Origin of the sequence: Streptomyces tatrensis (assembly GCF_049310065.1) — a bacterium.
In the GTDB taxonomy this organism is placed as follows: Bacteria; Actinomycetota; Actinomycetes; order Streptomycetales; family Streptomycetaceae; genus Streptomyces.
The window spans coordinates 335050-359997 of record NZ_JBMDLB010000007.1 but is presented as its reverse complement, the minus strand read 5'-3'; the positions used below and the strand labels follow the sequence as shown (position 1 = coordinate 359997).

Here is a 24948-nt window from a genome sequence, read left to right as displayed (position 1 = left end):
GGCGATCCGGCTTCGCAGTGGCGTCGCAGTGGTGCCGCAAGGGCGTCCGAGCAGCTCGGACCCGCCCTCAGGCGTCCTTCTCCAGGGTCGGCCGCAGCCGCTCCAGCAGGGCGTGGAGGGTGGCGCGCTCGGTGTCGTCCAGGGTGTCGAGGGCGCCGTGCGTGGCCTGCATCTCCTCGCGCACGCGGCGGATCACCTCGCGGCCCGCTTCCGTGGCCACGACGTTCTTCACGCGCCGGTCCGCGGGGTCGGGCTCGCGGCGGACCAGCTCGCGGGCCTCCAGTCGGTCCACGATGCCGGTCACGTTCGAGGCGTCGCACACCAGCAGGGTGGCGAGGCCGCGCATCGGCAGCGGGCCGTTCAGCTGGGCGAGGACCTTGGCCTGGGTGGAGGTGAGGCCGTGGTGTGCGGCGGCCCCCGCGAAGTCCCGCCACTGGGCGGTGCCGATCGCGGCGAGCAGCTCCAGCAGCTCGAGCTTGGTCGGGACGGCGTGGGGGGTGGTGGCGCTCATACCCGGAGCGTACTCAAGGTGCTTGACATGGGCAACCTTTTACTTGACCACCTTAACTATTGAGGTCTACCGTCTGCTGGAGTCGAAGTACTTGATGACGTCAAACATCTGCGATCTGAAGCACTGAGAAGGTCCTCCCTGCCATGAGCCCCACTCCCTCCACCACCGCCCGGGCCGGCGGCCACCGCAACGAGACGGTCATCGTCTTCGCCCTGAGCCTGGCCGCCATGGTCGTGTCGATGATGCAGACGCTGCCGGTCCCGATCCTGGGGCTGATCCGCAGCGATCTCGGCACCACCACCGCCAACGTCAGCTGGGTGACCACCGCCACCCTGCTGTCCGCCGCCGTCTTCACCCCGCTGCTGGGCCGCTTCGGCGACCAGCACGGCAAGAAGCCGACGCTGGTGGCCGTACTGGGCGTCATGGTCGCGGGCTCCGTCATCGCCGCGCTCGCGTCCTCCCTCCCCCTGCTCCTCCTGGGCCGGGTCCTCCAGGGCGCCGCGACCGCGATCTTCCCGCTCGCCCTGTCGGTGCTGCGCGAAGAGGTCCGCCCGCAGAAGCTCCCCGGAGCGATGGCCCTGGTCAGCGGCACCCTCGCGTTCGGCAGCGGTCTCGCGCTCGTCGCCACCGGCCTGCTGACCTCCGGCAGCGACGCGGACTACCGCAACGCCTTCTGGATGGCCACCGGCTTCGCCGTCCTCGCGCTGCTCGCCGTCGTCTTCCTGGTTCCGGCGACCCGGCACAAGACCGGCGGCCGTACGGACTTCCTCGGCGCGCTCACCCTGGGCATCGCCCTGCTGCTGCTCCTGCTGCCGATCTCCCAGGGCCACGAGTGGGGCTGGGCGTCCGGCCGTACGCTGGGCAGCTTCGCCGGCGCCGTCGTCATGACCGCCGTCTGGGTGCTGACCGAGCTCAAGGTCCGCGAGCCCCTCGTCGACATGCGGATGTTCGTCCACCGTCCGGTCCTGATGGCCAACCTGGCCGGCATCCTCGTCGGCTTCGGCATGTTCGCGAACTTCCTGGGCGTCTCCTACCTCGTCCAGATGCCCAAGGCCCTGACCGGCTACGGCTTCGACGCCTCCATCCTGCGCGCCTCCGTGGAGTTCCTGCTGCCCGGCGCGATCGTCTCGCTCCTCGCCTCGCCCATCGGCGGACAGCTGGTCCGCCACCGCGGGCCGCGCGCCGCACTGGCCGTGGCCGCGGCCCTCGGCGCCGCCGGCTTCGGGTGGCTGGCCCTGGACCACGGGCACAGCGCCTCGGTGATCGGCGCGGGCCTCATCGTCGGCGCGGCCGTGAGCTTCGGCTACGCGGCGATGCCTGCCGTGATCATGGCGAGCGTTCCGCACCACCAGAGCGGCATCGCCAACGGGATCAACTCGATCTCCCGCTCCACCGGCAGTGCGATCGGCAGCGCGATCGTGACCACCATCCTGGCCTCGAAGACGATCGAACACCTCCCGGCGGGAGTTCCCGCACTGCCCGCCGAATCCGGCTTCACCCTCACCTTCGCCATCGGAGCCGTGGCCTTCGGCCTGGTCGCGCTGATCAGCGGAATCGGCTTGCGCGGGGCACACGGCCCGCGGACGGACGCCCCGGCGCCGGCCGTCGCGGGCGGCGGTGCGTCCCCGGTCTCCTCCCCGGCTTCCGCCGCGAGCGTGTCCGCCCGCCCGGCCGAGAAGGCCGACGTCTGATCGGAACGGGACGACCCAGCCGCCCCCGGGCCGCCGCTCACCCGCGGCGGCCCGGGGGCGGCCTCATGTGGTCCCCGCCTCCGGCTGGATAGGCTCGGCCGGACCGGGGCGCGTGTCACCGGAGCCGGAAGGGTGCCATGACCAGCAGCGAAGAAACGATCCGGATCCTGCGGGCGGCCGACCGCCCGGCGGCCCGGTGGAAGAACGGCGGGGGAGTGACCCGCGAGATCGCCGCCGGCCCCGAGGGCTCCGGGATGGACGACTTCGGCTGGCGGGTCAGCCTCGCGGAGGTCACCGCCGACGGCGCCTTCTCCGTGTTCCCCGGCGTCGACCGCACGCTCACCCTCGCGGAGGGTGCCGGCATGGACCTCGAGATCGGCGGCGTACGACGCCTCGTGGACCGGCGTTACGCGCCCCAGCGGTTCCCCGGCGACGAGCCGACCGACTGCCGGCTGCTGGCCGGGCCGGTGGTGAACTTCAACGTGATGTACCGGCGGGGCGCGGTGAGCGCCGACACCGCCGTCGTACGGGGCGACCTCGCGCTCGCCGTCCGGCCCGGCGAGAGCCTGCTGATCGTGGCCCTGGAAGGCAGGGCCGAGGTCGACGGCTCAGCAGAACTGGGCCCGTACGACGCCGTCCTGATGACGGGGGCGCGGGAGGTCCTGCTACGGAGCTCCGGGCGTGCGGCGGTGGTCCGCCTCGCCCCGGCCCCGGCCGCCCCGACGGAGCCGGGCCGGACTCAGCCGGCGTAGGAGAGCATCCGCTCCACCAGGGTCCGGGGCGCCCCGGCGCCGAAGCACAGGCCGAGGTTGTCCGCGGACTCGGCCGCGGCCGCCGCGGAGCGGGGGAACATCGCCTCCTCGTACGCGGCGAGGGCACTCTGCGGGTCTCCCGGGCGTGCCACCAGGGCGGCGGCGAGCTCGGCGCCGTCGAGCATGGCCAGGTTGGCGCCCTCCCCGGCGAAGGGGGACATCAGGTGGGCCGCGTCACCGATCAGGGTGACGCCGGGGGTGCGGGCCCAGCGGTGGCCCACCGGCAGTGCGTGAATCGGCCGGCCCACGAGCGGGACGTCGCTGTCGGCGACGAGCGCGCGCAGCCGCGGGTCCCAGCCGGTGAACCGCTCCAGGACGGCCTCCATCGCCGGGGCGCAACCGGTGGCCCAGTCCTCGCCGGTCCGCAGGGCCGCGTACACGTGCAGGGTCCCTCCCGGCTCCCGGTGGGCGAGCAGTCCCAGCCCCTCGTCGAGCGCGAACATCGATCCGCCGCCGACCAGGGCCGCGCTCGCGGGATGACGGACATCCGCGTCATACAGATGTGCCTCGGCGAAGGACAGGCCGTAGTACCGGGGGAGCGCGGACGAGACCAGCGGGCGGACCTTCGACCAGGCGCCATCCGCGCCGACGAGCAGGCCGGTGGTGAAGACGGACCCGTCGGCCAGGGTCACCTCGTGGACGCCGTCGGCGAGGGCCCGTACGCCGGTGGCCTTGGCCCCCCAGTGGACCGTTCCCGCGGGGAGCGAATCGAGGAGGAGGTCGCGCAGTGCGGCACGGTGCACCTCGGGACGGCCGCGGTCCTCGCCGTCCTGCTCATCGGCGTGTTCGAGGTGGACGGCCGCGCTGCTGTCGAGGATGCGCATGGCCTGGCCGCCGGGGAGTACGAGCGCGCGGAAGCCCTCGTGGAGTCCGGCCGCGCGCAGGGCGGCCTGGCCGGATTCCTCGTGCAGATCGAGCATGCCGCCCTGGTCGCGGGCGGTGCGTGAGGCGTCGAGGTCGAAGAGGGCCGCTTCGATTCCGTGCACGTGCAGGACGCGGGCCAGGGTGAGTCCGCCGAGTCCGGCGCCGATGATCGCGACGGGGTGGTGGGGAGTGGTCATGGCGTTGCTCCTTGGGTGAGGCTGGTGGGACAGGGACAGGGACAGGGACAGGGACAGGGGGAGGTGAGGAGCCGTGGCCGGCGGGTCAGGGCGCCACGGCCACTGCTTCCGCCTCCGCCTCCGCCTGCGCCTGCGCCTGCGCGGCGCGGGGCAGCAGTCGCAGGGCCGGGAGGCAGGCGGCCGTGACGGCCAGGACGACGACGAGGCTGAGGGCCATGGCGTGGGCCGGGGAGCCGGCGTGGAAGTAGACGGTGGTGACGACGGCGGAGCCGATGCCGTTCGCGATCTGCTGCACGGCGGTGAGGGAACCGCCGGCGCTGCCGGCCTCCTCGGCGGACACGTCGCCGAGGGTGATGTCGAAGATCGTGCCGAAGCAGGCACCCATGCCGAGACCGGTGACGAAGACGGCCGGAGCCATCGCCCACAGCGTGAGGTCCGTGCCGCGGGTCAGGACGAGCGCCAGGAGCCAGCCGGCGCCCGCGAGGGTGAGCAGCATGCCCGCCAGGATGAGCGTGCGCCCGAGTCTGCGCGTGAGACCGGCCATGCCGGCGACGGCCGAGGCGATGATGCCGAGGGTCAGCGGCAGCAGTCCGAGGGCGGTGTCGCCCGGGGTGGAGTGCAGTGCCTGCTGCATGAAGAGGGAGGTCACGTAGAGCAGGCCGCTGGTGACCGCGAAGTACAGCATTCCGACGAACAGGCCCGAGGTGAAGCCCTTGTTGCGGAAGAGGGAGGGCTTGATGAGGGGTTCGGCGGCGGTGCGCTGACGGCGCGCGTACAGGACGAGGAAGACGAGTCCGGCGGTCAGTGAGCCGAGCGCCGTCGCGCCCCAGCCGTGGGTGGAACCCTCGATCAGGCCGTACATCAGGGCGAACATCGTGAGGCCGAGGAGCGCCGCGCCCACGCCGTCCACGCTCAGGGAGCGGTCGCCCGGGTCACGGGGGAGCAGCCGGGCGGCGGCGAAGGTGCCGAAGACGCCGAGGGTCAGGTTGATCAGGAAGACCGGGCGCCAGGACAGGCCCGCCAGGTCGGCGTCGATGAGGAAGCCCGCCAGGATCGGGCCGCCGACGGTGGCCGCGCCGAGCAGCGGGCCGAAGAGGTTGAAGGCCTTGCCCAGCTGTTCGCGGGAGAACGACCTCGTCATGATCGCCATGCCCTGCGGGATGAGCAGGGCCCCGAAGGCGCCCTGGAGCACGCGGGCCGCGATGAGCAGGGCGGGGTCGGGCGAGAGCCCGCAGACGGCGGAGGCGGCGGTGAATCCGGCCATCCCGATCAGGAACAGCTTGCGCTGTCCGAACGTGTCGCCCAGCCGGCCGCCCACGACCAGGAGCACGCCCATGGCGAGGGTGTAGGAGGAGCCCAGCCACTTGATGAGGCTCTCGCCGCCGCCTATCTCCCGGACGATCGTCGGCGCCGCGATGTTGGTGACCGTGGAGTCGATCATGTCGAGGGAGTCGGCGAGCAGGACCAGCCCGAGGATCAGCCAGAAGGCGGTGGTGGAGAGGGAGGCGGCCCGCAGAGGGGGCCGCGGGGGCCGGATTTCGGCTGTGGAAGACATGACGGCTCCTGGATCGGGAGGGGAGGGAGTGAGGCGTGGCGGCCCCTCTTCCAGAAGAGCACAGCGACTATGAAAGTGCAATCGCTACACTTTCGGAGTGGCTAGCGAGTCCGGCTCTATGCTGGTTGCATGACACGCATGGACAAGGCAGCGGCAGAACCTGACGGCCCCGGGCGACGCGAACGCAAAAAGGCCGCAACGCGGCAGGCCCTCGCCGACGCCGCCCTGCAGCTCTTCCTGGAGAAGGGCTTCGACCAGGTCAAGGTCGCCGAGGTCGCCGAGGCCGCCGACACGGCCCTGACGACCCTGTTCGCACACTTCCCCGGCGGGAAGGAAGCGCTGATCCTGGAGGACGGTGCCGAGCGGGAGGAGTCCCTCGCCCTCGCGGTGCGCGGCCGGGCCGACGGGGTGTCGGTCCTGGCGGCGCTGCGCGCGTTCTTCGCCGGCCGTGGCCCCTTCGATCCGGATCCGGCGCCGGAGTTCCTGCTCAAGACCAGGCTCGTCGTCGCGACGCCCGCACTGCGCGCCTACGCCCGCCGGATGTGGACGGGCTGCGAGGAGGCGCTGGCCGGGGTCATCGCCGAGGAGTGCGGACGCCTGGCCGACGACGATTCGCTGCGCATCCTGGCCCGCTACGTCCTGGAGATTCCCGATCTCGCGGGCATGCGCCCGGACCCGCGGCGCGCCCTAGATGCGGCTTTCGACCACCTGGAGCGCGGCTGGCCCGGGGTCTGACCCGAACTCCCCTCTGTGCGTGAAGCGTTGACAAAGTCGTCATCTGCTAGAAACCTGTGGCGCCATGGCCGCATAACTGCGATCAGATCACTCAAAAAATTAATAACGGTGCGCAAGTTTGCGGCAGGCGCGGCTGCGTCGGGCCGGTCCCCTCATGGAACAGAGGACAGCATGAGATGGAATCAAGGCGGTCGGCTGATGCTGGCCGGCACGGTGGTCGCGGGACTGATGTCGGCCGGGCTCCTGCCCGTCACCCTCGCCGCCGCGGCGGGCGGCCCCAACCTCGCACTCGGCAAGGCGGTCTCCGCGAGCGGATCCCTCGGCGGGTACGGGGCCCAGGGAGTCGCCGACGGCAACCAGGGCTCGTACTGGGAGGGGCCCGGCAGCACCTTCCCGACGTGGGTGCAGGTGGACCTCGGCAGCAGCGTCGCCGTCGACCAGGTGGTGCTGAAACTGCCCGCCGGCTGGGAGACGCGCACCGAGACGCTCGCGGTGCAGGGCAGCACCGACGGGAACACCTTCACCACCCTGTCCGCCTCGGCGGGACGGGTGTTCAACCCCGCCCAGTCCAACACGGTGACCATCGGGTTCACCGCCGCGACGGTCCGCTACGTGCGGGTGAGCGTCACCGCCAACACGGGCTGGCAGGCCGCGCAGATATCCGAGCTGGAGGTGTACTCCGCCGACGGCAGCGATCCCGGCGACCCGGGTGATCCCGGGGATCCGGGTACGCCCCCCGTCGGCGTGAACCTCGCCAAGGGCAAGCCCATCGAGGCCTCCTCGATCACCCAGTCGTTCGTCGCGGCCAACGCCAACGACGACAGCGTCACCAGCTATTGGGAGGCCGGCGGCCAGCAGTCCACGCTGACCGTGAAGCTCGGCTCCAACGCCGACGTCACCGGAGTGGTCCTCAAGCTCAACCCCGACCCCGCCTGGGGCAACCGCACCCAGAGCTTCGAGGTCCTGGGCCGGGAGCAGTCGGCGAGCGGGTTCACCACCCTGAAGGCCCGCGCCGACTACGCGTTCAGCCCGGCCGGCAACCAGAACACCGTGACCGTTCCCGTCACCGGCCAGCTCGCAGAGGTCCAGCTGAAGTTCTCCGGCAACACCGGGGCCGGTGGCGGACAGGCCGCCGAGTTCCAGGTCATCGGCGCCGCCGCCCCGAACCCGGACCTGACGGTCACGGACCTCGCCTGGTCCCCGTCCACCCCCTCCGAGAGCGACGCCGTCACGGTCAACGCGACCGTCCGCAACGCCGGTTCGGCCGCCTCCCCGGCCACCACCGTCAACGTCAGCCTCGAGGGCGCGGCCGCCGGCAGCGCCCCGGTCGGCGCCCTCGCGGCCGGAGCCTCGGCCACCGTCCCGGTCGCCGTCGGCAAGCGTCCGATGGGCAGCTACACCGTCTCCGCCGTGGTCGATCCGGCCGGCAGCGTCCCCGAGCAGGACGACACCAACAACAGCCGCACGGCCGCCGCGAAGCTCGTCGTCGGCCAGGCGCCGGGCCCCGACCTGGAAGCCCTCTCCATCACCACCAACCCGGCCAACCCGGCCGTGGGTGCACCGGTCTCCTTCACCGTGGCCGTCCGCAACCGCGGCACCGCCGCGGTGAGTGCGGGCAGCATCACCCGGCTGGTCGCCGGCTCCACCACCCTGAACGGCCCCACCCCGGCGATCGCCGCCGGCGCGACCGTCAACGTGCCGATCAACGGGACCTGGACGGCGGTCAGCGGGGGAGCCACCCTCACCGCCACTGCCGACGGGACGGGCCTCGTCGCCGAGACCAACGAGACCAACAACAGCCATTCCCGCGCCGTGGTCGTCGGCCGCGGGTCGGCGCTCCCGTACACCGAGTACGAGGCGGAGTCCGGGAGTTACACCGGGACCCTGCTGCAGAGCGACGCCAAGCGCACCTTCGGGCACACCAACTTCGCCACGGAGTCCTCGGGCCGCGAGTCCGTACGCCTCTCCTCGACGGGCCAGTACGTACAGTTCACCTCCACCAACCAGGCCAACTCCATCGTCGTGCGCAACTCGGTACCCGACGCCGCGAGCGGCGGCGGCGCCGACGCCACGATCAGCCTGTACGTCAACGGCAGCTTCGCCCAGAAGCTGACCCTCTCCTCCAAGCACAGCTGGCTCTACGGCAGCACCGACAGCCCCGAGGGCCTGACCAACACCCCCGGCGGCGACGCCCGCAGGCTCTTCGACGAGTCCCACGCCCTGCTCGCGCAGAGCTACCCGCCCGGCACCACCTTCCGCCTCCAGCGCGACGCGGGCGACACGGCCTCGTACTACGTCATCGACCTGATCGACCTGGAGCAGGTGGCCCCGGCGGCGCCCAAGCCCGCCGAGTGCACCTCGATCACCGACTACGGCGCGATCCCGAACGACGGCATCGACGACACGCTCGCCCTCCAGAAGGCCGTGACGGCGGACCAGAACGGTCAGATCGCCTGCGTCTGGATCCCGCAGGGCCAGTGGCGCCAGGAGCAGAAGATCCTCACCGACGACCCGCTGAACCGGGGGCAGTTCAACCAGGTGGGCATCAGCAACGTCTCCATCCGCGGTGCGGGCATGTGGCACTCGCAGCTCTACACGCTCACCCAGCCGCAGGACGCCGGCGGCATCAACCACCCGCACGAGGGCAACTTCGGCTTCGAGATCGACGACAACACCCAGATATCCGACATCGCGATCTTCGGATCGGGCCGCATCCGCGGCGGTGACGGCAACGCCGAGGGCGGCGTGGGCCTCAACGGCCGCTTCGGCAAGAACACGAAGATCACCAACGTGTGGATCGAGCACGCCAACGTCGGCGTCTGGGTCGGCCGCGACTACGACAACATCCCGGCCCTGTGGGGACCCGGCGACGGCATCGAGTTCAACGGCATGCGGATCCGCGACACGTACGCCGACGGCATCAACTTCGCTAACGGCACGCGCAATTCCACCGTCTTCAACTCCTCCTTCCGCACGACCGGTGACGACGCCCTGGCGGTGTGGTCCAGCAAGTACGTGAAGGACCAGTCCGTCGACATCGGCCACGACAACCACTTCCGCAACAACACCATCCAGCTCCCGTGGCGCGCCAACGGCATCGCCATCTACGGCGGTTACGGCAACACCATCGAGAACAACCTGATCTACGACACCATGAACTACCCCGCCATCATGCTGGCGACCGACCACGACCCGCTGCCCTTCTCCGGGCAGACCCTGATCGCGAACAACGGGCTCTTCCGCACCGGCGGGGCCTTCTGGAACGAGGACCAGGAGTTCGGCGCGATCACCCTGTTCCCGTCGAACCTGCCCATCCCGGGTGTCGTCATCCGCGACACCGACATCCACGACTCCACCTACGACGGGATCCAGTTCAAGACCGGCGGCGGGGTCATGCCCGACGTGAAGATCACGAACGTGACCATCGACAAGTCCAACAACGGTTCCGGCATCCTGGGCATGGGCGGAGCGCGTGGCAACGCCATCCTGTCCAACGTCACCATCACGGGATCCGCCCAGGGCAACATCCTGATCGAACCCGGTTCCCAGTTCGTCATCACCGGCGGCTAGCTCCGGGCGGGTCCGTTCACCGCTGGCCGAGCTTGACCCACCTCGCCGTACCGGGCACGCCCCGGGCGTCGAGGAGGAACAGCATGTAGTACCCGGGCGGGGCGTCGGCCGCAGTGGCCGGCGCCCGCAGTCCGATCGTGCGGCCGCGGACACCGGTGATCCGCAGCTCCAGATGGCGCTGGCTGGTGTTGACCGCGTGCGTGACGGTCGTCGGCGCCAGCAGTACGGCGCGCCGTACTCCCGCTGCCGTCGGGCTCTCCACCGAGAACTCCGCGTCGTGGGCGATCTCGCCCGCCGGGACCCGGTCCAGTACGGGCCGGGCGCCCCGGTGCAGGTAGGCGGGCTCGTAGATCTCGATCGAGCCGTCCATGCCGTCCTTGATGTCCGGGTCGTTCGCGATCTGCTGGAGCTCGTCCCCGGTGACCATGACCCGGCCGTCCGGCAGCACCAGCGCGTTGGAGTGGTAGCCCCGCGGCAGCCGTTGGGCCGGACCGAGCCTCCACCGCCCGTCGCCGCCCCGCAGTTCGGTCTGGCGGAACTTCAGATCGGCCTTCGGGTTGAACGGCCCGAACCCGTAATCCCTGGTGTCCTTCGCCCCGTTGACCGTCAGCAGCGTGCCGTCCGGCAGGACCAGCGTGTCGTCCTGGGTCCGGCCGAAGGCGCGCGGCTCCTCCGTGGTCCAGGCCCCGCCCGACAGCCGGTAGGTGTTCGGGTCGAGCGGATCCCCGCCCAGCACCAGCACCGAGTCGGGTCCGCGGAACCCCGCCGGCAGCGGTACGGCGGAGCCGTAGCCCCGGAAATCGGCGGGCCGCCTGGGCAGGTCCGTACGGGATTGCGTGCGCGGGTCGAAGAGCCACTGCTGGTCGGCGTCGCGCCCCAGGCCGTAGATCATGCCGTCGCGCAGCGAGAACAGGTGCGGGTAGTCGTTGCGGAACGCCGCGTCGGAGCGCATCCGCTGCACGGAGAGGTCCAGCGGGATGTCGTACGGGCGCCAGGGCACGGGCTGTCCCGGCGCGGGGAACCGCTCCACCACCGGGGTGGGTGTCCCCGTGCCGCGCTCCGACTGGCCCGACATGATGATCTGGCGGCCGTCCGCGCCGGTCACCACCGACGGGTACCAACGGCCCACCGCCATGTCGCGGTTGCGGTACCAGCCCTCGGTCCACGGGTCGAAGACGAAGGACAGCTTCGCCCCGCTGCCGCCCTTGCCTCCCGTGTTGCCGCCGAAGACCCCCAGCATCCCGTTGGGCAGGAAGGAGTGCCCGGCGCAGAAGAAGGGCGCGGGGCGCGGGGCGTGCGTACCGTCGGGCATCAGCACCACGGGCGGGGTGACCTTCTTGAACGCCCGGGCGCCCGTCCCCTTCGCGGGGTCCCACACGTAGGCGCGGCCCGCGTTCGCCGGTCCGATCCGGTCCGTGGGCCCGGTCTCCTTGGTGGGGTCGGTCTCCACCCGCGAGAAGGAGAAGAGCAGCACCTTGCCGGTGGGCAGCTGGGCGACGTGCACACCGAAGTCGGGGGAGGGGAAGTACTCGGCGAAGCGTCCCGAAACCGCCGCCTCGAAGGCGGAGTTGGCCTCGCGCTGCGAGCCGGTGAGCGAGGCGAGGCTCGTGTTGCGGCGGGACTGCGGGTACTCCACGGCGCCCTTGGCCGCCCGGCGCAGCTCGGCGTGGGCGCGCGCGTGGCCGGCGCCGATCACGGCGGCCTCGGCCGGGTCGGTCCCCGCGGTCCCTCCGGTCCCCGCGGTCTCTGCGGCCCCTCCGGTCCCCGCGGCCCCTCCGGTCCCCGCGGTCGCCGTGGTCCTTCCGTCCGTGTCGTGCCCCGGTGTCCCGGCGGCGGCCGGCGCGGTCGCGAGGACCAGGGCGGAGACGACCGCGATCGAGGAGAGCAGGGCGGACCGGTGCAGGCGGCGCATGGGGCTCCTCGGCGCGGGCGGTTCCGTAGGGCGCTCAGCATAGGAAATAACGGGATGAATAGGGTGATCCGACGTGTTCGGCACCCTGCCGATGAGCCGTTCGGCCCTCCCCGGCCCTCTGACGAGACGTTTCTGCGGTGAAAGGGCCCGGCCATCGGAGTGAGGCCGCGCACCCGTTCCCCGATCGGCCCGGTACGGACCGCTTCCATGGCCGGGTGATCAGAACACTGCGCACCGCGCTCGGCGCCGTCCTCGTGACCGGCGGCCTCCTCACCCTCCTGCCCGCCTCCGCCGCCGGGGCGGCGGGTGGCCCCGCGGCCCCCGCCGCGCCGGAGGACCGGGTGGCCGTCGACGTCGCCACGGTCAACGGCTCGGGGTGCCGGCCGGGCAGCGCCACCGTCGCCGTGGCCGAGGACAACTCGGCCTTCACCGTCACCTACAGCGAGTACCTGGCCATGGCGGGCGGGAACAGCGCGCCGACCGACGGCCGCAAGAACTGTCTGCTCTCCCTGGTCGTCCACGTCCCGCAGGGGTTCACCTACGCCGTCGCCCAGGTCGACTACCGGGGATTCGGCAGCCTCCAGAAGGGCGCCGTCGGCACCCAGAAGGCCAGCTACTACTTCCAGGGCATGAAGCAGACCGACTCCCGCACCCACAAGTTCCACGGCAAGCTCGACGACAACTGGCAGGCCTCCGACACCACGGGCATCGAGGCCCTGGTCTTCGCCCCCTGCGGCGAACAGCGCAACTTCAACATCAACACCGAGCTGCGCGCCGAGGTCGGCACCTCGGACCCGGCGACGACCAGCTACATGGCGCTCGACTCCACCGACGGCAGCATCAACAGCGTGTACCACTTCTCCTGGAAGCAGTGCTCGTCCCGCTGAACCGGCCCGCTGAACGGCCCGGCGCGCTCCCCACGGGCGGTCGCGCGGCGGGACTCCCCCTCAGGAGTCCCCCCGCGCGGCCGCCTGCCGCTGCCGCTTGCTCAAGGGGGCCGGCGAGAGGTCCTGGGCCTGGGAGCTGATCCGCTTGAAGCCGTACCCGTGCTCATCCCTTCGGTCCAGGCCGCGCCCCGACCCGTCCGCACCGGGGTTTCCGGGGGCCCGCCACTCCGACGGCCCAATCACCGCGCGCCGCGAACGGCCCCGGCGTCACCCGGTCGACGCGGCCGCGACCTGGGCTTTCGCGCAACTGCCCGGTATGCCGGGCGTGTCGCGCCCCGCTAGCGTCGGCAGAGTCCGGAGTCCTTGGATTCCGCGAGGGGGGTCCTGCTATCCGCCTGTGCGAGAGGCCGAGCCGATGCTGAAGGACGCTCCGATAGCCCAGATGCCCCCGATAGCCAGCCTGCTCCGTGTGGAGAAGGGCGTGGCCGCCCCCGAGGAACTCGCCGCGATCGCGGTGGTCGTCGCCTGCTTCGCCCGCCGCAACTCGGCGGGAGCAGGAGCAGGAGCAGGAGCGGGAACGGCCCCCACCGAGACCGCCCGCCGCCGGCGCCCCGCGCACCACGGCTCCGGCTGCTGGGCGGGCTGCTGGACCTGCGGCTGACGCGGACCGGCAACCGGCACCACCCATGAACGCCCCTGCCCCCGGCCCGCTTACGGGCCGGCGGCGGGGGGACCACTCGGCGTACGGGCCGGTCAGGCCCGGCGCAGCACCGTCGACAGGGCCTCGGACAGCGCGGCCCCGGCATCGGCCACCGGCCCCTGCGAGCGCCACGCGACGAACCCGTCGGGCCGCACCAGTACGGCGCCCTGCTCGGACATGGCGTGCACCTCGCTCCAGTCGGAGCCCTCCTCCTGCACCAGATCCGTGCCGGGAGCGCCCGCGGACCCGATGGCATAGGCGTCCAGCTTCACCGACAGCCGCTCGGCCACCCGTTCGGCCGCCTCCCGCCACGGCGAGCCCGCGCCGCACAGCAGCACGAACGTGCGCTCGTAGAGGTCCACCGTGGAGACCCGCTCGCCGTCGGCCCGCGTCAGCCACATGTGCGGGGCCCGCGTGCCGGGGTCGCCCTTCATGCGCATCCCCTCCGGGATGACCGGGCGGTCCGGCGACCCGCCGACGAACGCCCCGCTCGGGTACGCGTAGGCCATCGCCGTCGTCAGGACCCCGCTGCCCGGTCCGCCGCCCATGGTGGGCGGCGGCGCGTACCCGGGGTGGCTGTGCTCCGCCGAACGGGCCGAGGCGCGCTGGGCGGTCGCCACGGCCACGGGGTGCCGCTCGGCCCCGTAGGTCTCCAGCAGCTCCATGCCCGCCGATCCGTCCAGCACTGCCGCGATCTTCCAGGCCAGGTTGTGCGCGTCCTGGATGCCGGTGTTGGAGCCGAACGCGCCGGTGGGGGACATCTCGTGGGCCGCGTCGCCGGCCAGGAACACCCGTCCGGACGAGTACCGCTCGGCGATCCGCTCGGCCGCGTGCCAGGGGGCCTTGCCGCCGATCTCCACGTCCAGGTCCGGTACGCCGATCGCGGCCCGGATCTGCTCCCTGCACCGTTCCTCGGTGAAGTCCTCCAGGGTTTCCCCCTGGTCCGGGTGCCACGGCAGGTGGAAGACCCACTGGGTGTCGTTGTCCACCGGCAGCAGCGCCCCGTCCGCACCCGGCTTCATCAGGTAGCAGACGATGAACCGCAGGTCGCCCAGCACCTCGACGAGCCGGCGCGAGCGGAAGGTGACGCTGACGTTGTGGAACAGCTCGCCGCTGCCCGTCTGCGGGATGCGCAGCTGCTCGCGCACGGGGCTGCGCGGGCCGTCCGCCGCGATCAGGAAGTCGGCGCGCACGGTGATGTGCTCACCGGTCTCCCGGTCCTTGACCAGCGCGTTCACCCCGGTCTCGTCCTGTTCGAAGCTCATCAGCTCGGTCGAGAACCGCACGTCGGCGCCCTGGGCGCGGCTCTGCACGGCGAGGATCGGCTCGATGTTGTTCTGGCTGCACACGCACCAGCCGGTCGGGCTGAACTTGCTGAGCGCCCCGGCCGGGTCGATGGCCTTGACCAGCCACTTGTGGTCGCCGCCCAGCAGGGACTCCGTCTGCAGGATGCCCATGTTGTTCTCCAGCGCGGACGCCGCCTGCCGGATGGCGCCCTCCGCCCCGGCCACCCGGAACAACTCCATGGTCCGGGCGTTGATACCGCGCCCGCGCGGGTGGTCGGAGGTACCGGCGTGCTTCTCCACTACCAGGTGCCTGATGCCGTGACGGCTCAGGAACAGCGAGGTGGACAGACCCACGAGGGAGCCGCCCACGACGAGAACCGGTACGCGAACATCTGCCGTGTCTTCCATCAGCTGCGAGCTCCTGAATTCTGTGTGGGGGGAGTGCACTCTTTTATGCCCCCGATCGCCGGCCAAGCCCAGGAGATACGCCGGTTGTCACCCGCTTGATCCGGAGATGTAGCGGTACGTCCCCACCCGGATGACGATGAGCGACAGCGGTTCCCCCGAAGACACGCCGGCCTGCCGTCCCCGCGACGGCCGCCGGTCCGGGGCGGCCACCGCCGATGACGGACGAGGGTCCGTACGCGATGAAAATCCCAGCCCTCCCCCAGGGCCCTCACGAAGGAGTGAGCAGATGACGACCACCCTGTCCGAACGGGTGTCACAGTCCGCCTTCGACGGATCCATGCTCCGGGTCGTCCTGCTGATGGACCTCCACGAAGGAGCCCAGCAGCGGTTCTTCGAGGCGTACGAGCAACTGCGCCACGACATCGCGTCCGAACCGGGCCACATCAGCGACCAGCTCTGCCAGTCCTTCGAGAACCCCTCGCAGTGGCTCATCACCAGCGAGTGGGAAAGCGCCCCGCAATACCTCGCCTGGGTCAACAGCGAGCACCACGCCGAACAGGTCCGCCCGCTCGGCGCCTGCGCCCGCGCCATGCGCCCGCTCAAGTACACCGTCCTGCGCGAGACCGGCCGCGGCTACCAGGACGCGCAGCGGCCCACGGGCGCCCGCCTGCAGGAAGCGCCCCGGCTCGGCGCCGGCATCGTGCGCCACGCCCTGACCTTCACGGTCAAGCCCGGCAGCGAGAAGGACGTCGCCGCGCTCCTCTCCAGCTACGCCTCCCCGGAGGCGAAGGTGGACGGACACACCCGGCTCCTGCGGACCTCGCTCTTCATGCACGGCAACCGGGTCGTGCGTACGGTGGAGGTCCGCGGCGACCTGATGGCCGCCCTGCGGCACGTCTCCGAACAGCCCGAGGTGCGGGCCGTGGAAGAGGCCATCAACCCCTACCTGGAACAGGACCGCGACCTCGGCGACCCCGAGTCCGCCCGGATGTTCTTCATGCGGGCCGCGCTCCCCGCCGTCCACCACGTCGCCGCGCACGAGGCGGGCGGCGCCGACCGCTCCGACGTACGCCGCCACGCGCTGTTCTACCCGGCCAAGCCGGGCTGCGGACCGGCGCTGGCCCGGTTCCTCGCCCGGCAGGACGAGGAAGCCGCCCACCGGTCCGACGCCCCGACCGTGAGCAGCAGCATCTTCCAGCGCGACGACATCGTCGTACGCCTCATCGACGTGCGCAGCCCGCACGGCGCCGGGCTGGAAACCGCCTTCGGCGTCCGGGGACCGCGCAAGGCGGCCGTCCTCGCCCGCCTGATGGCCGGACCCGTCAGCGGGTCCGAGGGGGCAGCCGCGTCCGCGGTCCGCCACACCATGAGCCTGATCACCGACCGCAGGGCCCCCGCCGAAAGCTGAGCCGCGGCGGCACCGCCCGCCCGGCCCGCCCGGCCCCCGGACCCCATCCCCGGACCCCCCACCCACCAGCCCCGTCCAGGCTCCCCACCGCCAGGAGGAACCCCCGCCATGACCAGACAACGCCCACCGCACATCGTGGACCTCAGCGAGACGCAGCCCAACACGAGGCGCGGCGGCGACCTGAGGGCCGTCCTCACACCGACCTCGGTGGGCTGCACCAGCGGCTTCATGGGACTGGCCGTCATGGCGCCGGGCGAGCACATCGCCGAGCACTACCACCCGTACTCCGAGGAGTTCGTGTACGTGGTCGCCGGTGAGCTGGAGGTCGACCTCGACGGCGAGGCCCACCCGCTCCTCACCGACCAGGGACTCCTCGTCCCGATGAACGTGCGCCACCGCTTCCGCAACGTCGGCGGCACCGAGGCCCGCATGGTCTTCCACCTCGGACCGCTCGCCCCGGACCCCAAGCTCGGGCACGTGGACACGGAGGAGGCCGTTCACCCGGAGGGCTCCGCCTGGGAGCGGCCCCCGGACCGTGCGGGAGCGGTCTCGTGACCCGCCGACGCGTGGCCGTCACCGGGGTCGGCGTCGTCGCCCCCGGCGGGATCGGTGCCTCCGCCTTCTGGGAGCTGCTCTCCAACGGGCGTACGGCGACCCGCGGCATCACCCTGTTCGACCCGACCGGCTTCCGCTCCCGGATAGCCGCGGAGGTCGACTTCGACCCCGCCGCACACGGCCTCGGCACCGAGGACGCGGCCCGCGCGGACCGGTACATCCAGTTCGCGCTGGTCGCCGCCGCCGAAGCCGTGCGCGACGCCGGACTCGACCTCACCACGGACGAAGCCTGGCGCACCGGAGTCTCCCTCGGCACCGCCGTGGGCGGCACCACCCGCCTGGAGAACGACTACGTGGCCGTCAGCCAGTCGGGCGACTGGTGGGACGTGGACCACCGGCTCGCCGGGGCCCACCTGCACCGCGCCTTCACCCCGGCCACCCTGGCCTCCGCCGTCGCGGAGAAGACGGGAGCACGCGGACCGGTCCAGACCGTCTCCACCGGCTGCACCTCCGGACTCGACGCCATCGGCTACGCCTTCCACTCCATCGCCGAGGGCAAGATGGACGTCTGCATCGCCGGCGCCTCCGACTCGCCCGTCTCGCCCATCACCGTGGCCTGCTTCGACGCCATCAAGGCCACCTCGCCCAACAACGACGACCCCGCCCACGCCTCCCGGCCCTTCGACGCCGACCGTGACGGCTTCGTCCTCGGCGAAGGCGGCGCCGTCCTCGTCCTGGAAGAGCTGGAACACGCCCGCGCCCGCGGTGCGACCGTCTACTGCGAGATCGGCGGCTACGCCACCTTCGGCAACGCCCACCACATGACGGGGCTGACCACCGAGGGCCTGGAGATGGCCCGCGCCATCGAAACCGCCCTCGCCCAGGCCCGGACCGACGCGCGCGAGATCGACTACGTCAACGCGCACGGCTCCGGGACCAAGCAGAACGACCGCCACGAGACCGCGGCGGTCAAGAAGGTCCTGGGAGACCACGCCTACAAGACGCCGATGACCTCCATCAAGTCCATGGTGGGGCACTCGCTCGGCGCCATCGGGGCGATCGAACTGGCCGCCTGCGTCCTGGCGATGACCCACCAGGTGGTCCCGCCCACGGCCAACTACGAGACCCCCGACCCCGAATGCGACCTGGACTACGTCCCGCGCGTCGCCCGCGAGCGCAAGCTGCGCAACGTGCTCTCCGTCGGCAGCGGCTTCGGCGGCTTCCAGTCCGCGGTCGTCATGACCCGCCCCGACGAGCGCAAGGAGGAGGTGGTCTCGTGAGCGTCCGTACGGTCATCACGGGCATCGGAGTGGTCGCGCCCAACGGCATCGGCGCCGAGGCCTTCTGGAAGGCGACCCAGTCGGGCGCCTCCGTCCTGGGCCGCGTCACCCGGGAGGGCTGCGAACACCTCCCGCTCCGCGTCGCCGGCGAGGTACGGGGCTTCGACGCGGCCTCCATGGTCGAGGAGCGCTACCTCGTCCAGACCGACCGCTACACCCACCACGCCCTCGCCGCGGCCGACCTCGCCCTGGAGGACGGCCGGCTCGGCCGGGCCGACTACGAGGACGACCCCTTCTCGGTCGGCGTGGTCACCGCCGCCGGATCGGGCGGCGGCGAGTTCGGCCAGCGCGAACTCCAGCACCTCTGGGGCCAGGGCCCGCGCTACGTCGGCCCGTACCAGTCGATCGCCTGGTTCTACGCGGCCAGCACCGGGCAGATCTCCATCCGCCGGGGCCTCAAGGGCCCCTGCGGGGTGGTCGCCGCCGACGAGGCGGGCGGACTCGACGCCTTCGCGCACGCCGCCCGGGCCATCAACCAGGGCAGCAAGGCCATGCTGGTCGGAGCCACCGAGGCGCCCCTGGCCCCGTACTCCATCGTCTGCCAGCTCGGCTACGAGGCCCTGAGCACCCACGAGGACCCGGAGCGGGCCTACCGGCCCTTCACCGAGAAGGCCTGCGGCTTCGTACCCGCCGAGGGCGGCGCGATGTTCCTGGTGGAGGAGGAGCAGGCGGCCGTCCGCCGCGGCGCCTCCGTACGGGCCCTCCTGGCGGGACACGCGGCGACCTTCACCGGCCCGCACCACCCCGAACGGGCCGACGCCTCAGCCGAAGGCCTGGCCCACGCCATCAAGGGCGCCCTGCGGGACGCGGGCTGCGCCCCCGAAGAGGTCGACGTGGTCTTCGCCGACGCGCTCGGCACCCCGGAGGCCGACCGGGCCGAGGCGGCCGCGATCCTCTCCGCCCTCGGAGCACACGGGCGCAAGGTGCCGGTCACGGCGCCCAAGACCGGTACGGGCCGGGCCTATTGCGCGGCCCCCGCCCTCGACACCGCCGCCGCGGTCCTCGCCCTGGAGCACGGCATCGTCCCGCCCACGCCGAACGTGTTCGACGTGTGCCACGACCTCGACGTGGTGACCGGCAGCGCCCGCCCCGCGGAGCTGCGCACGGCGCTCGTGCTGAGCCGGGGCCTCATGGGCTCCAACGCCGCGCTCGTCATCAAGATCCCCTCCTAGAGACCAGAGACAGAAGGAGCCGCTCATGTCCGAACGACTGACCGTCGAGGAGCTGGCCGCCCTGATGAAGTCCGGGGCCGGCATCACCGTGGACCCGGCCGACATGAAGAACCGCCCGGACTCCCTGTTCGACGACTACGGCCTCGACTCGCTCGGCCTGCTCGGCATCGTCGGGCTGCTGGAGAACCAGCGCGGCCGGGCCCTGCCCACCGACGCGGACCGCTGCAAGACCCCCAAGGAGTTCCTCGAACTCGTCAACACCAGCCTGATGACCGGAGCTTGAGATGGCAGGACACACCGAGAACGAGATCGTCGTCAAGGCGCCCATGGACACCGTCTGGGAGATGACCAACGATCTCCAGAGCTGGCCCGGACTGTTCAGCGAGTACGCCTCGCTGGAGGTCCTGGAGGAGGACGGGCCCACCACCCGCTTCCGCCTCACGATGCACCCGGACGAGAACGGCACCGTGTGGAGCTGGGTCTCCGAACGCACCCCCGACCCCGTCAGCCGCACCGTGCGCGCCCGCCGGGTCGAGACCGGCCCGTTCGAGCACATGGACATCCACTGGCAGTACTTCGAGGTCCCCGGCGGCACCCGGATGGTGTGGACCCAGGACTTCGCGATGAAGCCGCAGGCTCCCGTCGACGACGCCGGGATGACCGACCGCATCAACCACAACTCCAAGATCCAGCTCGAACTGATCAGGGAGAAGATCGAACAGCGCGAACGCGAGAGCCGCACGCCCGCGGCCAGCCGCGTCTGAGACGAAAGGCAGCACACCGGATGCACCGCGCTCTCATCGTGGCCCGCATGGCGCCGCAGTCCGCCCCCGACATCGCCGAGCTCTTCGCGGCCTCGGACGCGGGCGAGCTGCCGCACCTCGTCGGGGTCACCCGCCGCAGCCTCTTCCAGTTCGGCGACGTGTACATGCACTTCATCGAGTCCGACCGGCCCCCCGGCCCGGCCATCGCCGAAGTCACCGGCCACCCGGAGTTCCGGGACCTCAGCGACCGGCTCACCGCCTACGTCAGCCCGCACAACCCGGAGACCTGGCGCAGTCCGAAGGACGCCATGGCCCAGGAGTTCTACCGCTGGGAGCGCCCGGCCGGCTCCCGTACGGGCTAGCCGTACGGAGCGACCCGCGCGACCGGCAGGCCTCGGGCCCCGCACCCACCCGGGTGCGGGGCCCGCCACCATGCCCGGAGAACCTCCGTCCCGGGCCCCTCTCACGAAGTGGCCGCGGGTGTCCCGTCGCGGGTCGCCGCCATCTGGACGTCTGCGGGATGCGGGTCGCCGGATCGCGGCGGAGCATTGCCGTGAGCTCCGGACGATCCGTGGTGATCCGATCGCAGCGACCTGCCGGCACCTCCAGGAACGGACGGAACACCATGCGGGCCCACCGGTATGAGCTGGTCTTCGAGGACGGTCCCGAAGGGGCCCAGGACGTCGTGGTGGTCTCCGTGACCGACCAGAAGGGTCCGGGTGGCCACCCGGTGTACGTCGACGACACCGGCATCGTCAGGGCCGAGATCAGCGACCGCGGCGAGGTCCGCGTGCTGCCCAGCGGCGGCGGCCAGGAACCGGCACGGCCGGTGCGGGCGCGGGCCCTGCCGTCCTGACCCTGCCGGCCTGATCCTCCGGGCCGCCCGGGCTGCACGCTTCCCAAGCCGTAGCGAACGCGTCGGGGCCCGCCCGGAATCCGGACGGGCCCCGACGCCGGGCCGAATCAGCCCTTGGGCACCACGATGACGACGGTGCTGCACACCTTGTCGGCGAAGGTCTGCTTCTTCTCGTCCCACAGCGGCCACAGGTAGCCGATGTAGCAGGAGACGCTGTCGAGGAAGTGCGCGAGCTTGCGGACGAAGGCCATGCCGAAGCCGAGGACGTTGCCGTCGGCCTCGCGGCGCACGCTGATCCCGAGGACCTTCTTGCCGATCGTCTGGCCGGTCGCGCCTTCCTTGTAGAGCTGGAAGATGCCCATGCCGAGGGCGTAGAGGTAACCGATCGCGAGGACGATGCCGGGAACGGAGCTGCTCGCGTCGTCGCTCATCGCGATGCCGATGAAGAGGAGGGCGTACATCGGGCCCGCGATGATCAGACCGTCGAGGAGGGTCGCGCCGACGCGCAGGCCCCAGTGCGCCAGCGGCGGCATTCCTGCGCCCGGCATGGGCGGCATGCCGGCCGGCGGGTAAGCGCCGTACGGCTGCTGCGGGGGGACGCCGCCCACGGGCTGCTGCGGGTAGCCGTACTGCGGGGGGACACCCTGCGGTGCCTGCTGCGGGTAGCCGGGCTGACCCTGCGGGGGCTGCTGCTGGCCGTAGGGGTTGTTCGGGTCGCCGAAGCTCATGGCGAAATCTCTCCAGGGTGTGACGGGGACGAGCGGCCCGGTGCGGAGGGACGGGGAAGAGCGGGTTGCCCCCCTGCGCAGCCGCGAACTTGCGGGGGCCATCGTGTTAGTAACATCGGCCGCTTGTCCAATCCGTTGTCACTTGTGCCCGCCACGTGACGGACCCGTAAACACAGCATGGAGTCCCGGACCCTGAGGACGGGTCCGGGACTCCGGGGCCACTTCGCTGACCGCTTCTACAACGACCGGCGACCGTGCGGGTCACCGGTGGGGCGGGACCGCTACTACTTCGGCATCAGGACGGTGTCGACGATGTAGACGGTGGCGTTCGCGGTCGGGACGTTGCCGCAGACCACGTTGGACGTGCCGTTGACCTTGTAGGACTCGCCCGAGCCGGCGGTGGTCACCTTGCCCGTCTCGAGCGTGGCGAAGGAGCCGTTCTCGAGCTGCTTCGGCGTCAGCTTCTCGCCGACCACGTGGTAGGTGAGGATCTTGGTCAGCGTGGCCTTGTCGGCGAGGACCTTGTCGAGGTCGGCCTTCGGGATCTTGGCGAAGGCGTCGTTGGTCGGCGCGAACACCGTGATGTCCTTGGCGTTGTTGAGCGTGTCGACGAGCCCGGCCTGCTTGACGGCCGCCACCAGGGTGGACAGCGCCGGGTTGTTGGACGCGGCGGTCGCGACCGGGTCCTTGGCCATGCCGTCGAAGCTGCCCGCGCCCTCCTTGGGGACACCGGCGCACGCGGCGCCGAAGGGCCCGTCCGCCGTCATCGGCGCCGAGGCGTCCGCGGCGGGGGTGGAGGCGTCCGTGCTCGCCTCTGCGACGGCGCCGGCGGCCGCGTCCTTGCCGGAGTCCGATTCGGAGCAGGCGGCCAGCGCGAAGGGCAGTACGGCTGCCGTGGCGACGGCGAGGGCGGTACGGCGGAAACGAAGGGCGTTCATGGTGTTCTCCAGAGAATGAGTTGGTGATTGGCGCATACGGAAGGGAAGGGAAGGGAAGAAAGTGTGTGAAGTGGTGTGAAATGGCGTGAAGGGGTGCCAACTGGCGTGTAGCCGGGGTTCCTTCGGTCAGGTGACCGTGACGAACACGCCGTGCCGGCCGCTCGCGCCGTCCGGGATGGTCCGGGTCCGCAGCTCGGTCTGGACCTCGCCCCGGCCGTCCGTGGCCCGTACGGTCAGGCGGTGACCGCCCGGCGCGGCCTTCCAGTCGAAGGACCACTGGCGCCAGGTGTCCGTGGTCGCCTGCGCCGCGAGCGAGGCCTCCTGCCACGGCCCGTCGTCGACCTGGACCTCGACCCGCTCGATGCCGCGGTGCTGGGCCCACGCCACCCCGGCCACCGTCACGGTCCCGGCCGGGATCCGGGCGAAGGGCTTGGGGGTGTCGATCCGGGCCTGCGTCTTGATCGGCGCCCGGCGGGCCCAACCGCGCTTGACCCAGTACGGGTCGTAGGAGTCGAAGGTGGTGAGCTCGATCTCCCGGATCCACTTGCAGGCGGAGACGTAGCCGTAGAGACCGGGTACGACCATCCGGACCGGGAAGCCGTGCTCGAAGGGGAGCGCCTCGCCGTTCATGCCGACGGCCAGCATCGCGTCCCGGCCGTCCATGACCTCCTCGACGGGGGTGCCCAGCGTCATCCCGTCCACGGAGCGCGCGATCAACTGATCGGCCCGGCCGCCTCGCGACGGTGCCTGGACACCCGCCTCGCGCAACAGGTCCGACAGGCGTACGCCGAGCCAGCGCGCGGAGCCCGCATAGGGGCCGCCGACCTCGTTCGACACGCAGGTGAGGGTGATGTCGCGTTCGATCAGGGGGCGTTGGAGGAGTTCGGCGAAGGAGTAGGAGCGCGGGCGGGAGACGCCCTTGCCGTGGATGCGCAGCCGCCAGGTGTCGGCGTCCACCTTGGGGACCACGAGAGCGGTGTCGACACGGTAGAACTCCTTGTTCGGTGTGGTGAAGGCGCTGACCCCGGGAACCCGCAGGGCCGCCCCGGCCGGGATCGGTGGGGCCGGCGAAGCGGGAGCGGGCAGGCGTACGGCGGCGCGGGAGGTGGTGGCGCCCTGGCCGCGCCGGCCGGTCAGGGCCCGGCCGAGGGCGCCCGCGCCGGTGGAGGCGGCCGCCGTGATGCCGGCCGCGAGGAGGAAGCCCCGGCGGTTCCAGGCGGCGGGGAGGCCGTCCGAGCCGCCCGCCGGGGTGCCCGCCGACGGGTCCGCCGATGCGCTGTCCCCTCCGGCGGGCCGGGCGGCGTGGCCGCCCACCTTCCCCACCAGCAGGTACAGCACCAGCGCCCCGGCCGCGGCCCCCACCAGCGAGGGCAGTACGTCCGCCGCCCCGGCCGCGTCGGGCCGGGTCAGGGCCGCCGCTGCGCCGAGGACGCCGAAGGCCAGTACACCGGCCGCCCCCGTACGGCGGTGGCGCAGGGCGAACATCCCCAACAGGGCCGCCAGGACGCCGATGGTGGCCAGGATGCCGAGTTGGAGGACCAGCTTGTCGTTCTCGCCGAAGGTCCGGATGGCGAAGTCCTTGAGCGCCGCCGGAGTGCGGTCGATGGCCGCCCCGCCGATCACCGTGACCGGCCCCGCCTGCGGTCGCACCAGGGACGCGGTCAGCTCGGCGGCGGCCAGTGCCGCGTATCCCGCCAGCAGGCCGCTCGCCGCGGCGAGGGCGCCGCGTTCGACTGTCCTTCGGTTGATGCTCACGACTCTCATTCGGCGCCGGACCGTTCGCGGATGGGCCGGTCATCCGATCAAGTGAAGATCCGTCGGTGTGTTGACCTCTGTGTGCGGGTCGTGGGGGCTTCGCTCCGTACGGCTTCGCTCCGTAGGGCGTCGCTCCGTGCGGCACTGCTCCGTACGGCCCGCGCACGCGGGCGGCGGCGCCGACGGCCGCCGCCCGCGCGGGTCCTGCGGGGCCCGGCGGCGCTCAGGAGTGGCGACCCACTCCCCGCCGGTCCGCAGGACCACCGGCCCACCGCCGCCCCGTAGCCGGCGGCGGGCCGGAGAC

The 24948-nt window shown here is 71.9% G+C and carries 22 protein-coding genes; 14 read left to right on the top strand and 8 right to left on the bottom strand.

The features are described from left to right. Positions 1–67: 67 nt before the first annotated feature. Complete coding sequence (locus tag ACODT5_RS05380) at positions 68–511, bottom strand: MarR family winged helix-turn-helix transcriptional regulator (RefSeq protein ID WP_422518034.1); 444 nt, start codon at positions 509–511, stop codon at positions 68–70. A 143-nt stretch (positions 512–654) separates the two neighbouring features. Here ACODT5_RS05380 and ACODT5_RS05375 point away from each other — a divergent pair, with 143 nt between their 5' ends. Then, entirely contained in the window at positions 655–2202 is a 1548-nt protein-coding gene (locus ACODT5_RS05375) for an MFS transporter (RefSeq protein WP_422518033.1), read from the top strand. 137 nt (positions 2203–2339) lie between these two features. Continuing rightward, on the top strand, positions 2340–2954 hold the full coding sequence (locus ACODT5_RS05370) for a HutD/Ves family protein (protein ID WP_422518032.1): 615 nt from the start codon (positions 2340–2342) through the stop codon (positions 2952–2954). Here ACODT5_RS05370 and ACODT5_RS05365 read toward each other — a convergent pair. Together ACODT5_RS05365 and ACODT5_RS05360 are read right to left on the bottom strand one after the other, a co-directional pair. Further along, the gene (locus tag ACODT5_RS05365; protein WP_422518031.1) at positions 2942–4075 is read right to left on the bottom strand and encodes an FAD-dependent oxidoreductase; all 1134 of its coding nucleotides are present in this window, start codon (positions 4073–4075) and stop codon (positions 2942–2944) included. The genes ACODT5_RS05370 and ACODT5_RS05365 overlap by 13 nt on opposite strands. Before the next feature lie 85 nt (positions 4076–4160). After that, positions 4161–5630: an MFS transporter gene (locus tag ACODT5_RS05360; RefSeq protein WP_422518030.1), complete on the bottom strand. Its 1470-nt coding sequence runs from the start codon at positions 5628–5630 to the stop codon at positions 4161–4163. Between the two features lie 129 nt (positions 5631–5759). On the opposite strand from ACODT5_RS05360, the gene ACODT5_RS05355 reads away from it, so the two are divergent. Beyond that, the gene (locus tag ACODT5_RS05355; RefSeq protein ID WP_422518029.1) at positions 5760–6365 is read left to right on the top strand and encodes a TetR/AcrR family transcriptional regulator; all 606 of its coding nucleotides are present in this window, start codon (positions 5760–5762) and stop codon (positions 6363–6365) included. 171 nt (positions 6366–6536) lie between these two features. Beyond that, the gene (locus tag ACODT5_RS05350) at positions 6537–9935 is read left to right on the top strand and encodes a CARDB domain-containing protein (protein ID WP_422518028.1); all 3399 of its coding nucleotides are present in this window, start codon (positions 6537–6539) and stop codon (positions 9933–9935) included. Between the two features lie 16 nt (positions 9936–9951). On the opposite strand, the gene ACODT5_RS05345 is transcribed toward ACODT5_RS05350, so the two are convergent. Next, the gene (locus tag ACODT5_RS05345; protein ID WP_422518027.1) at positions 9952–11847 is read right to left on the bottom strand and encodes a galactose oxidase early set domain-containing protein; all 1896 of its coding nucleotides are present in this window, start codon (positions 11845–11847) and stop codon (positions 9952–9954) included. Between the two features lie 215 nt (positions 11848–12062). Between ACODT5_RS05345 and ACODT5_RS05340 the strand changes: the two genes are divergently transcribed. Both ACODT5_RS05340 and ACODT5_RS05335 read left to right on the top strand, forming a co-directional pair. Then, the gene (locus ACODT5_RS05340) at positions 12063–12734 is read left to right on the top strand and encodes a DUF4360 domain-containing protein (RefSeq protein WP_422518026.1); all 672 of its coding nucleotides are present in this window, start codon (positions 12063–12065) and stop codon (positions 12732–12734) included. 442 nt (positions 12735–13176) lie between these two features. Further along, positions 13177–13395 (top strand): acyl-CoA carboxylase subunit epsilon, encoded by a 219-nt coding sequence (locus ACODT5_RS05335; RefSeq protein ID WP_422518025.1) that lies wholly within the window; start codon positions 13177–13179, stop codon positions 13393–13395. Positions 13396–13487: 92 nt separating this feature from the next. Here ACODT5_RS05335 and ACODT5_RS05330 read toward each other — a convergent pair whose 3' ends face one another. After that, the gene (locus tag ACODT5_RS05330) at positions 13488–15128 is read right to left on the bottom strand and encodes an FAD-dependent oxidoreductase (protein WP_422518024.1); all 1641 of its coding nucleotides are present in this window, start codon (positions 15126–15128) and stop codon (positions 13488–13490) included. Between the two features lie 286 nt (positions 15129–15414). On the opposite strand from ACODT5_RS05330, the gene ACODT5_RS05325 reads away from it, so the two are divergent. The 8 genes from ACODT5_RS05325 (at position 15415) to ACODT5_RS05290 (ending at position 21223) form a co-directional block, all read left to right on the top strand. Beyond that, complete coding sequence (locus tag ACODT5_RS05325; protein ID WP_422518023.1) at positions 15415–16536, top strand: SchA/CurD-like domain-containing protein; 1122 nt, start codon at positions 15415–15417, stop codon at positions 16534–16536. A 108-nt stretch (positions 16537–16644) separates the two neighbouring features. Continuing rightward, complete coding sequence (locus tag ACODT5_RS05320) at positions 16645–17091, top strand: cupin domain-containing protein (protein WP_243333070.1); 447 nt, start codon at positions 16645–16647, stop codon at positions 17089–17091. Beyond that, the gene (locus tag ACODT5_RS05315) at positions 17088–18371 is read left to right on the top strand and encodes a beta-ketoacyl-[acyl-carrier-protein] synthase family protein (protein ID WP_422518022.1); all 1284 of its coding nucleotides are present in this window, start codon (positions 17088–17090) and stop codon (positions 18369–18371) included. Before ACODT5_RS05320 ends, ACODT5_RS05315 begins: the two co-directional genes overlap by 4 nt. Next, the gene (locus ACODT5_RS05310; protein WP_422518021.1) at positions 18368–19603 is read left to right on the top strand and encodes a ketosynthase chain-length factor; all 1236 of its coding nucleotides are present in this window, start codon (positions 18368–18370) and stop codon (positions 19601–19603) included. The genes ACODT5_RS05315 and ACODT5_RS05310 overlap by 4 nt, the downstream gene beginning before the upstream one ends. A gap of 25 nt (positions 19604–19628) precedes the next feature. After that, positions 19629–19886, top strand: coding sequence for a phosphopantetheine-binding protein (locus ACODT5_RS05305; RefSeq protein ID WP_112448182.1), 258 nt, complete (start codon positions 19629–19631; stop codon positions 19884–19886). 1 nt (position 19887) lies between these two features. Next, positions 19888–20367, top strand: a complete 480-nt coding sequence (locus tag ACODT5_RS05300) for an SRPBCC family protein (protein ID WP_422518020.1) — start codon at positions 19888–19890, stop codon at positions 20365–20367. Between the two features lie 20 nt (positions 20368–20387). Next, entirely contained in the window at positions 20388–20729 is a 342-nt protein-coding gene (locus tag ACODT5_RS05295; protein ID WP_422518019.1) for a TcmI family type II polyketide cyclase, read from the top strand. 263 nt (positions 20730–20992) lie between these two features. Further along, on the top strand, positions 20993–21223 hold the full coding sequence (locus ACODT5_RS05290) for a DUF6296 family protein (RefSeq protein WP_422518018.1): 231 nt from the start codon (positions 20993–20995) through the stop codon (positions 21221–21223). Between the two features lie 107 nt (positions 21224–21330). On the opposite strand, the gene ACODT5_RS05285 is transcribed toward ACODT5_RS05290, so the two are convergent. The 3 genes from ACODT5_RS05285 to ACODT5_RS05275 form a co-directional block, all read right to left on the bottom strand. Continuing rightward, positions 21331–21951: an RDD family protein gene (locus ACODT5_RS05285; RefSeq protein ID WP_422518017.1), complete on the bottom strand. Its 621-nt coding sequence runs from the start codon at positions 21949–21951 to the stop codon at positions 21331–21333. Between the two features lie 284 nt (positions 21952–22235). After that, positions 22236–22889 (bottom strand): fasciclin domain-containing protein, encoded by a 654-nt coding sequence (locus ACODT5_RS05280; protein WP_422518016.1) that lies wholly within the window; start codon positions 22887–22889, stop codon positions 22236–22238. 126 nt (positions 22890–23015) lie between these two features. Next, positions 23016–24653: a molybdopterin-dependent oxidoreductase gene (locus tag ACODT5_RS05275; protein ID WP_422518015.1), complete on the bottom strand. Its 1638-nt coding sequence runs from the start codon at positions 24651–24653 to the stop codon at positions 23016–23018. Between the last annotated feature and the right edge of the window lie 295 nt (positions 24654–24948).

Coding starts and splice junctions, on each gene's coding strand:
- ACODT5_RS05370 (WP_422518032.1), top strand. CDS start 2,340: ATGACCAGCAGCGAAGAAACGATCCGGATCCTGCGGGCGGCCGACCGC.
- ACODT5_RS05355 (WP_422518029.1), top strand. CDS start 5,760: ATGACACGCATGGACAAGGCAGCGGCAGAACCTGACGGCCCCGGGCGA.
- ACODT5_RS05335 (WP_422518025.1), top strand. CDS start 13,177: ATGCCCCCGATAGCCAGCCTGCTCCGTGTGGAGAAGGGCGTGGCCGCC.
- ACODT5_RS05275 (WP_422518015.1), bottom strand. CDS start 24,653: ATGAGAGTCGTGAGCATCAACCGAAGGACAGTCGAACGCGGCGCCCTC.
- ACODT5_RS05300 (WP_422518020.1), top strand. CDS start 19,888: ATGGCAGGACACACCGAGAACGAGATCGTCGTCAAGGCGCCCATGGAC.
- ACODT5_RS05305 (WP_112448182.1), top strand. CDS start 19,629: ATGTCCGAACGACTGACCGTCGAGGAGCTGGCCGCCCTGATGAAGTCC.
- ACODT5_RS05330 (WP_422518024.1), bottom strand. CDS start 15,128: ATGGAAGACACGGCAGATGTTCGCGTACCGGTTCTCGTCGTGGGCGGC.
- ACODT5_RS05295 (WP_422518019.1), top strand. CDS start 20,388: ATGCACCGCGCTCTCATCGTGGCCCGCATGGCGCCGCAGTCCGCCCCC.
- ACODT5_RS05290 (WP_422518018.1), top strand. CDS start 20,993: ATGCGGGCCCACCGGTATGAGCTGGTCTTCGAGGACGGTCCCGAAGGG.
- ACODT5_RS05325 (WP_422518023.1), top strand. CDS start 15,415: ATGACGACCACCCTGTCCGAACGGGTGTCACAGTCCGCCTTCGACGGA.
- ACODT5_RS05365 (WP_422518031.1), bottom strand. CDS start 4,075: ATGACCACTCCCCACCACCCCGTCGCGATCATCGGCGCCGGACTCGGC.
- ACODT5_RS05320 (WP_243333070.1), top strand. CDS start 16,645: ATGACCAGACAACGCCCACCGCACATCGTGGACCTCAGCGAGACGCAG.
- ACODT5_RS05345 (WP_422518027.1), bottom strand. CDS start 11,847: ATGCGCCGCCTGCACCGGTCCGCCCTGCTCTCCTCGATCGCGGTCGTC.
- ACODT5_RS05380 (WP_422518034.1), bottom strand. CDS start 511: ATGAGCGCCACCACCCCCCACGCCGTCCCGACCAAGCTCGAGCTGCTG.
- ACODT5_RS05280 (WP_422518016.1), bottom strand. CDS start 22,889: ATGAACGCCCTTCGTTTCCGCCGTACCGCCCTCGCCGTCGCCACGGCA.
- ACODT5_RS05360 (WP_422518030.1), bottom strand. CDS start 5,630: ATGTCTTCCACAGCCGAAATCCGGCCCCCGCGGCCCCCTCTGCGGGCC.
- ACODT5_RS05375 (WP_422518033.1), top strand. CDS start 655: ATGAGCCCCACTCCCTCCACCACCGCCCGGGCCGGCGGCCACCGCAAC.
- ACODT5_RS05350 (WP_422518028.1), top strand. CDS start 6,537: ATGAGATGGAATCAAGGCGGTCGGCTGATGCTGGCCGGCACGGTGGTC.
- ACODT5_RS05285 (WP_422518017.1), bottom strand. CDS start 21,951: ATGAGCTTCGGCGACCCGAACAACCCCTACGGCCAGCAGCAGCCCCCG.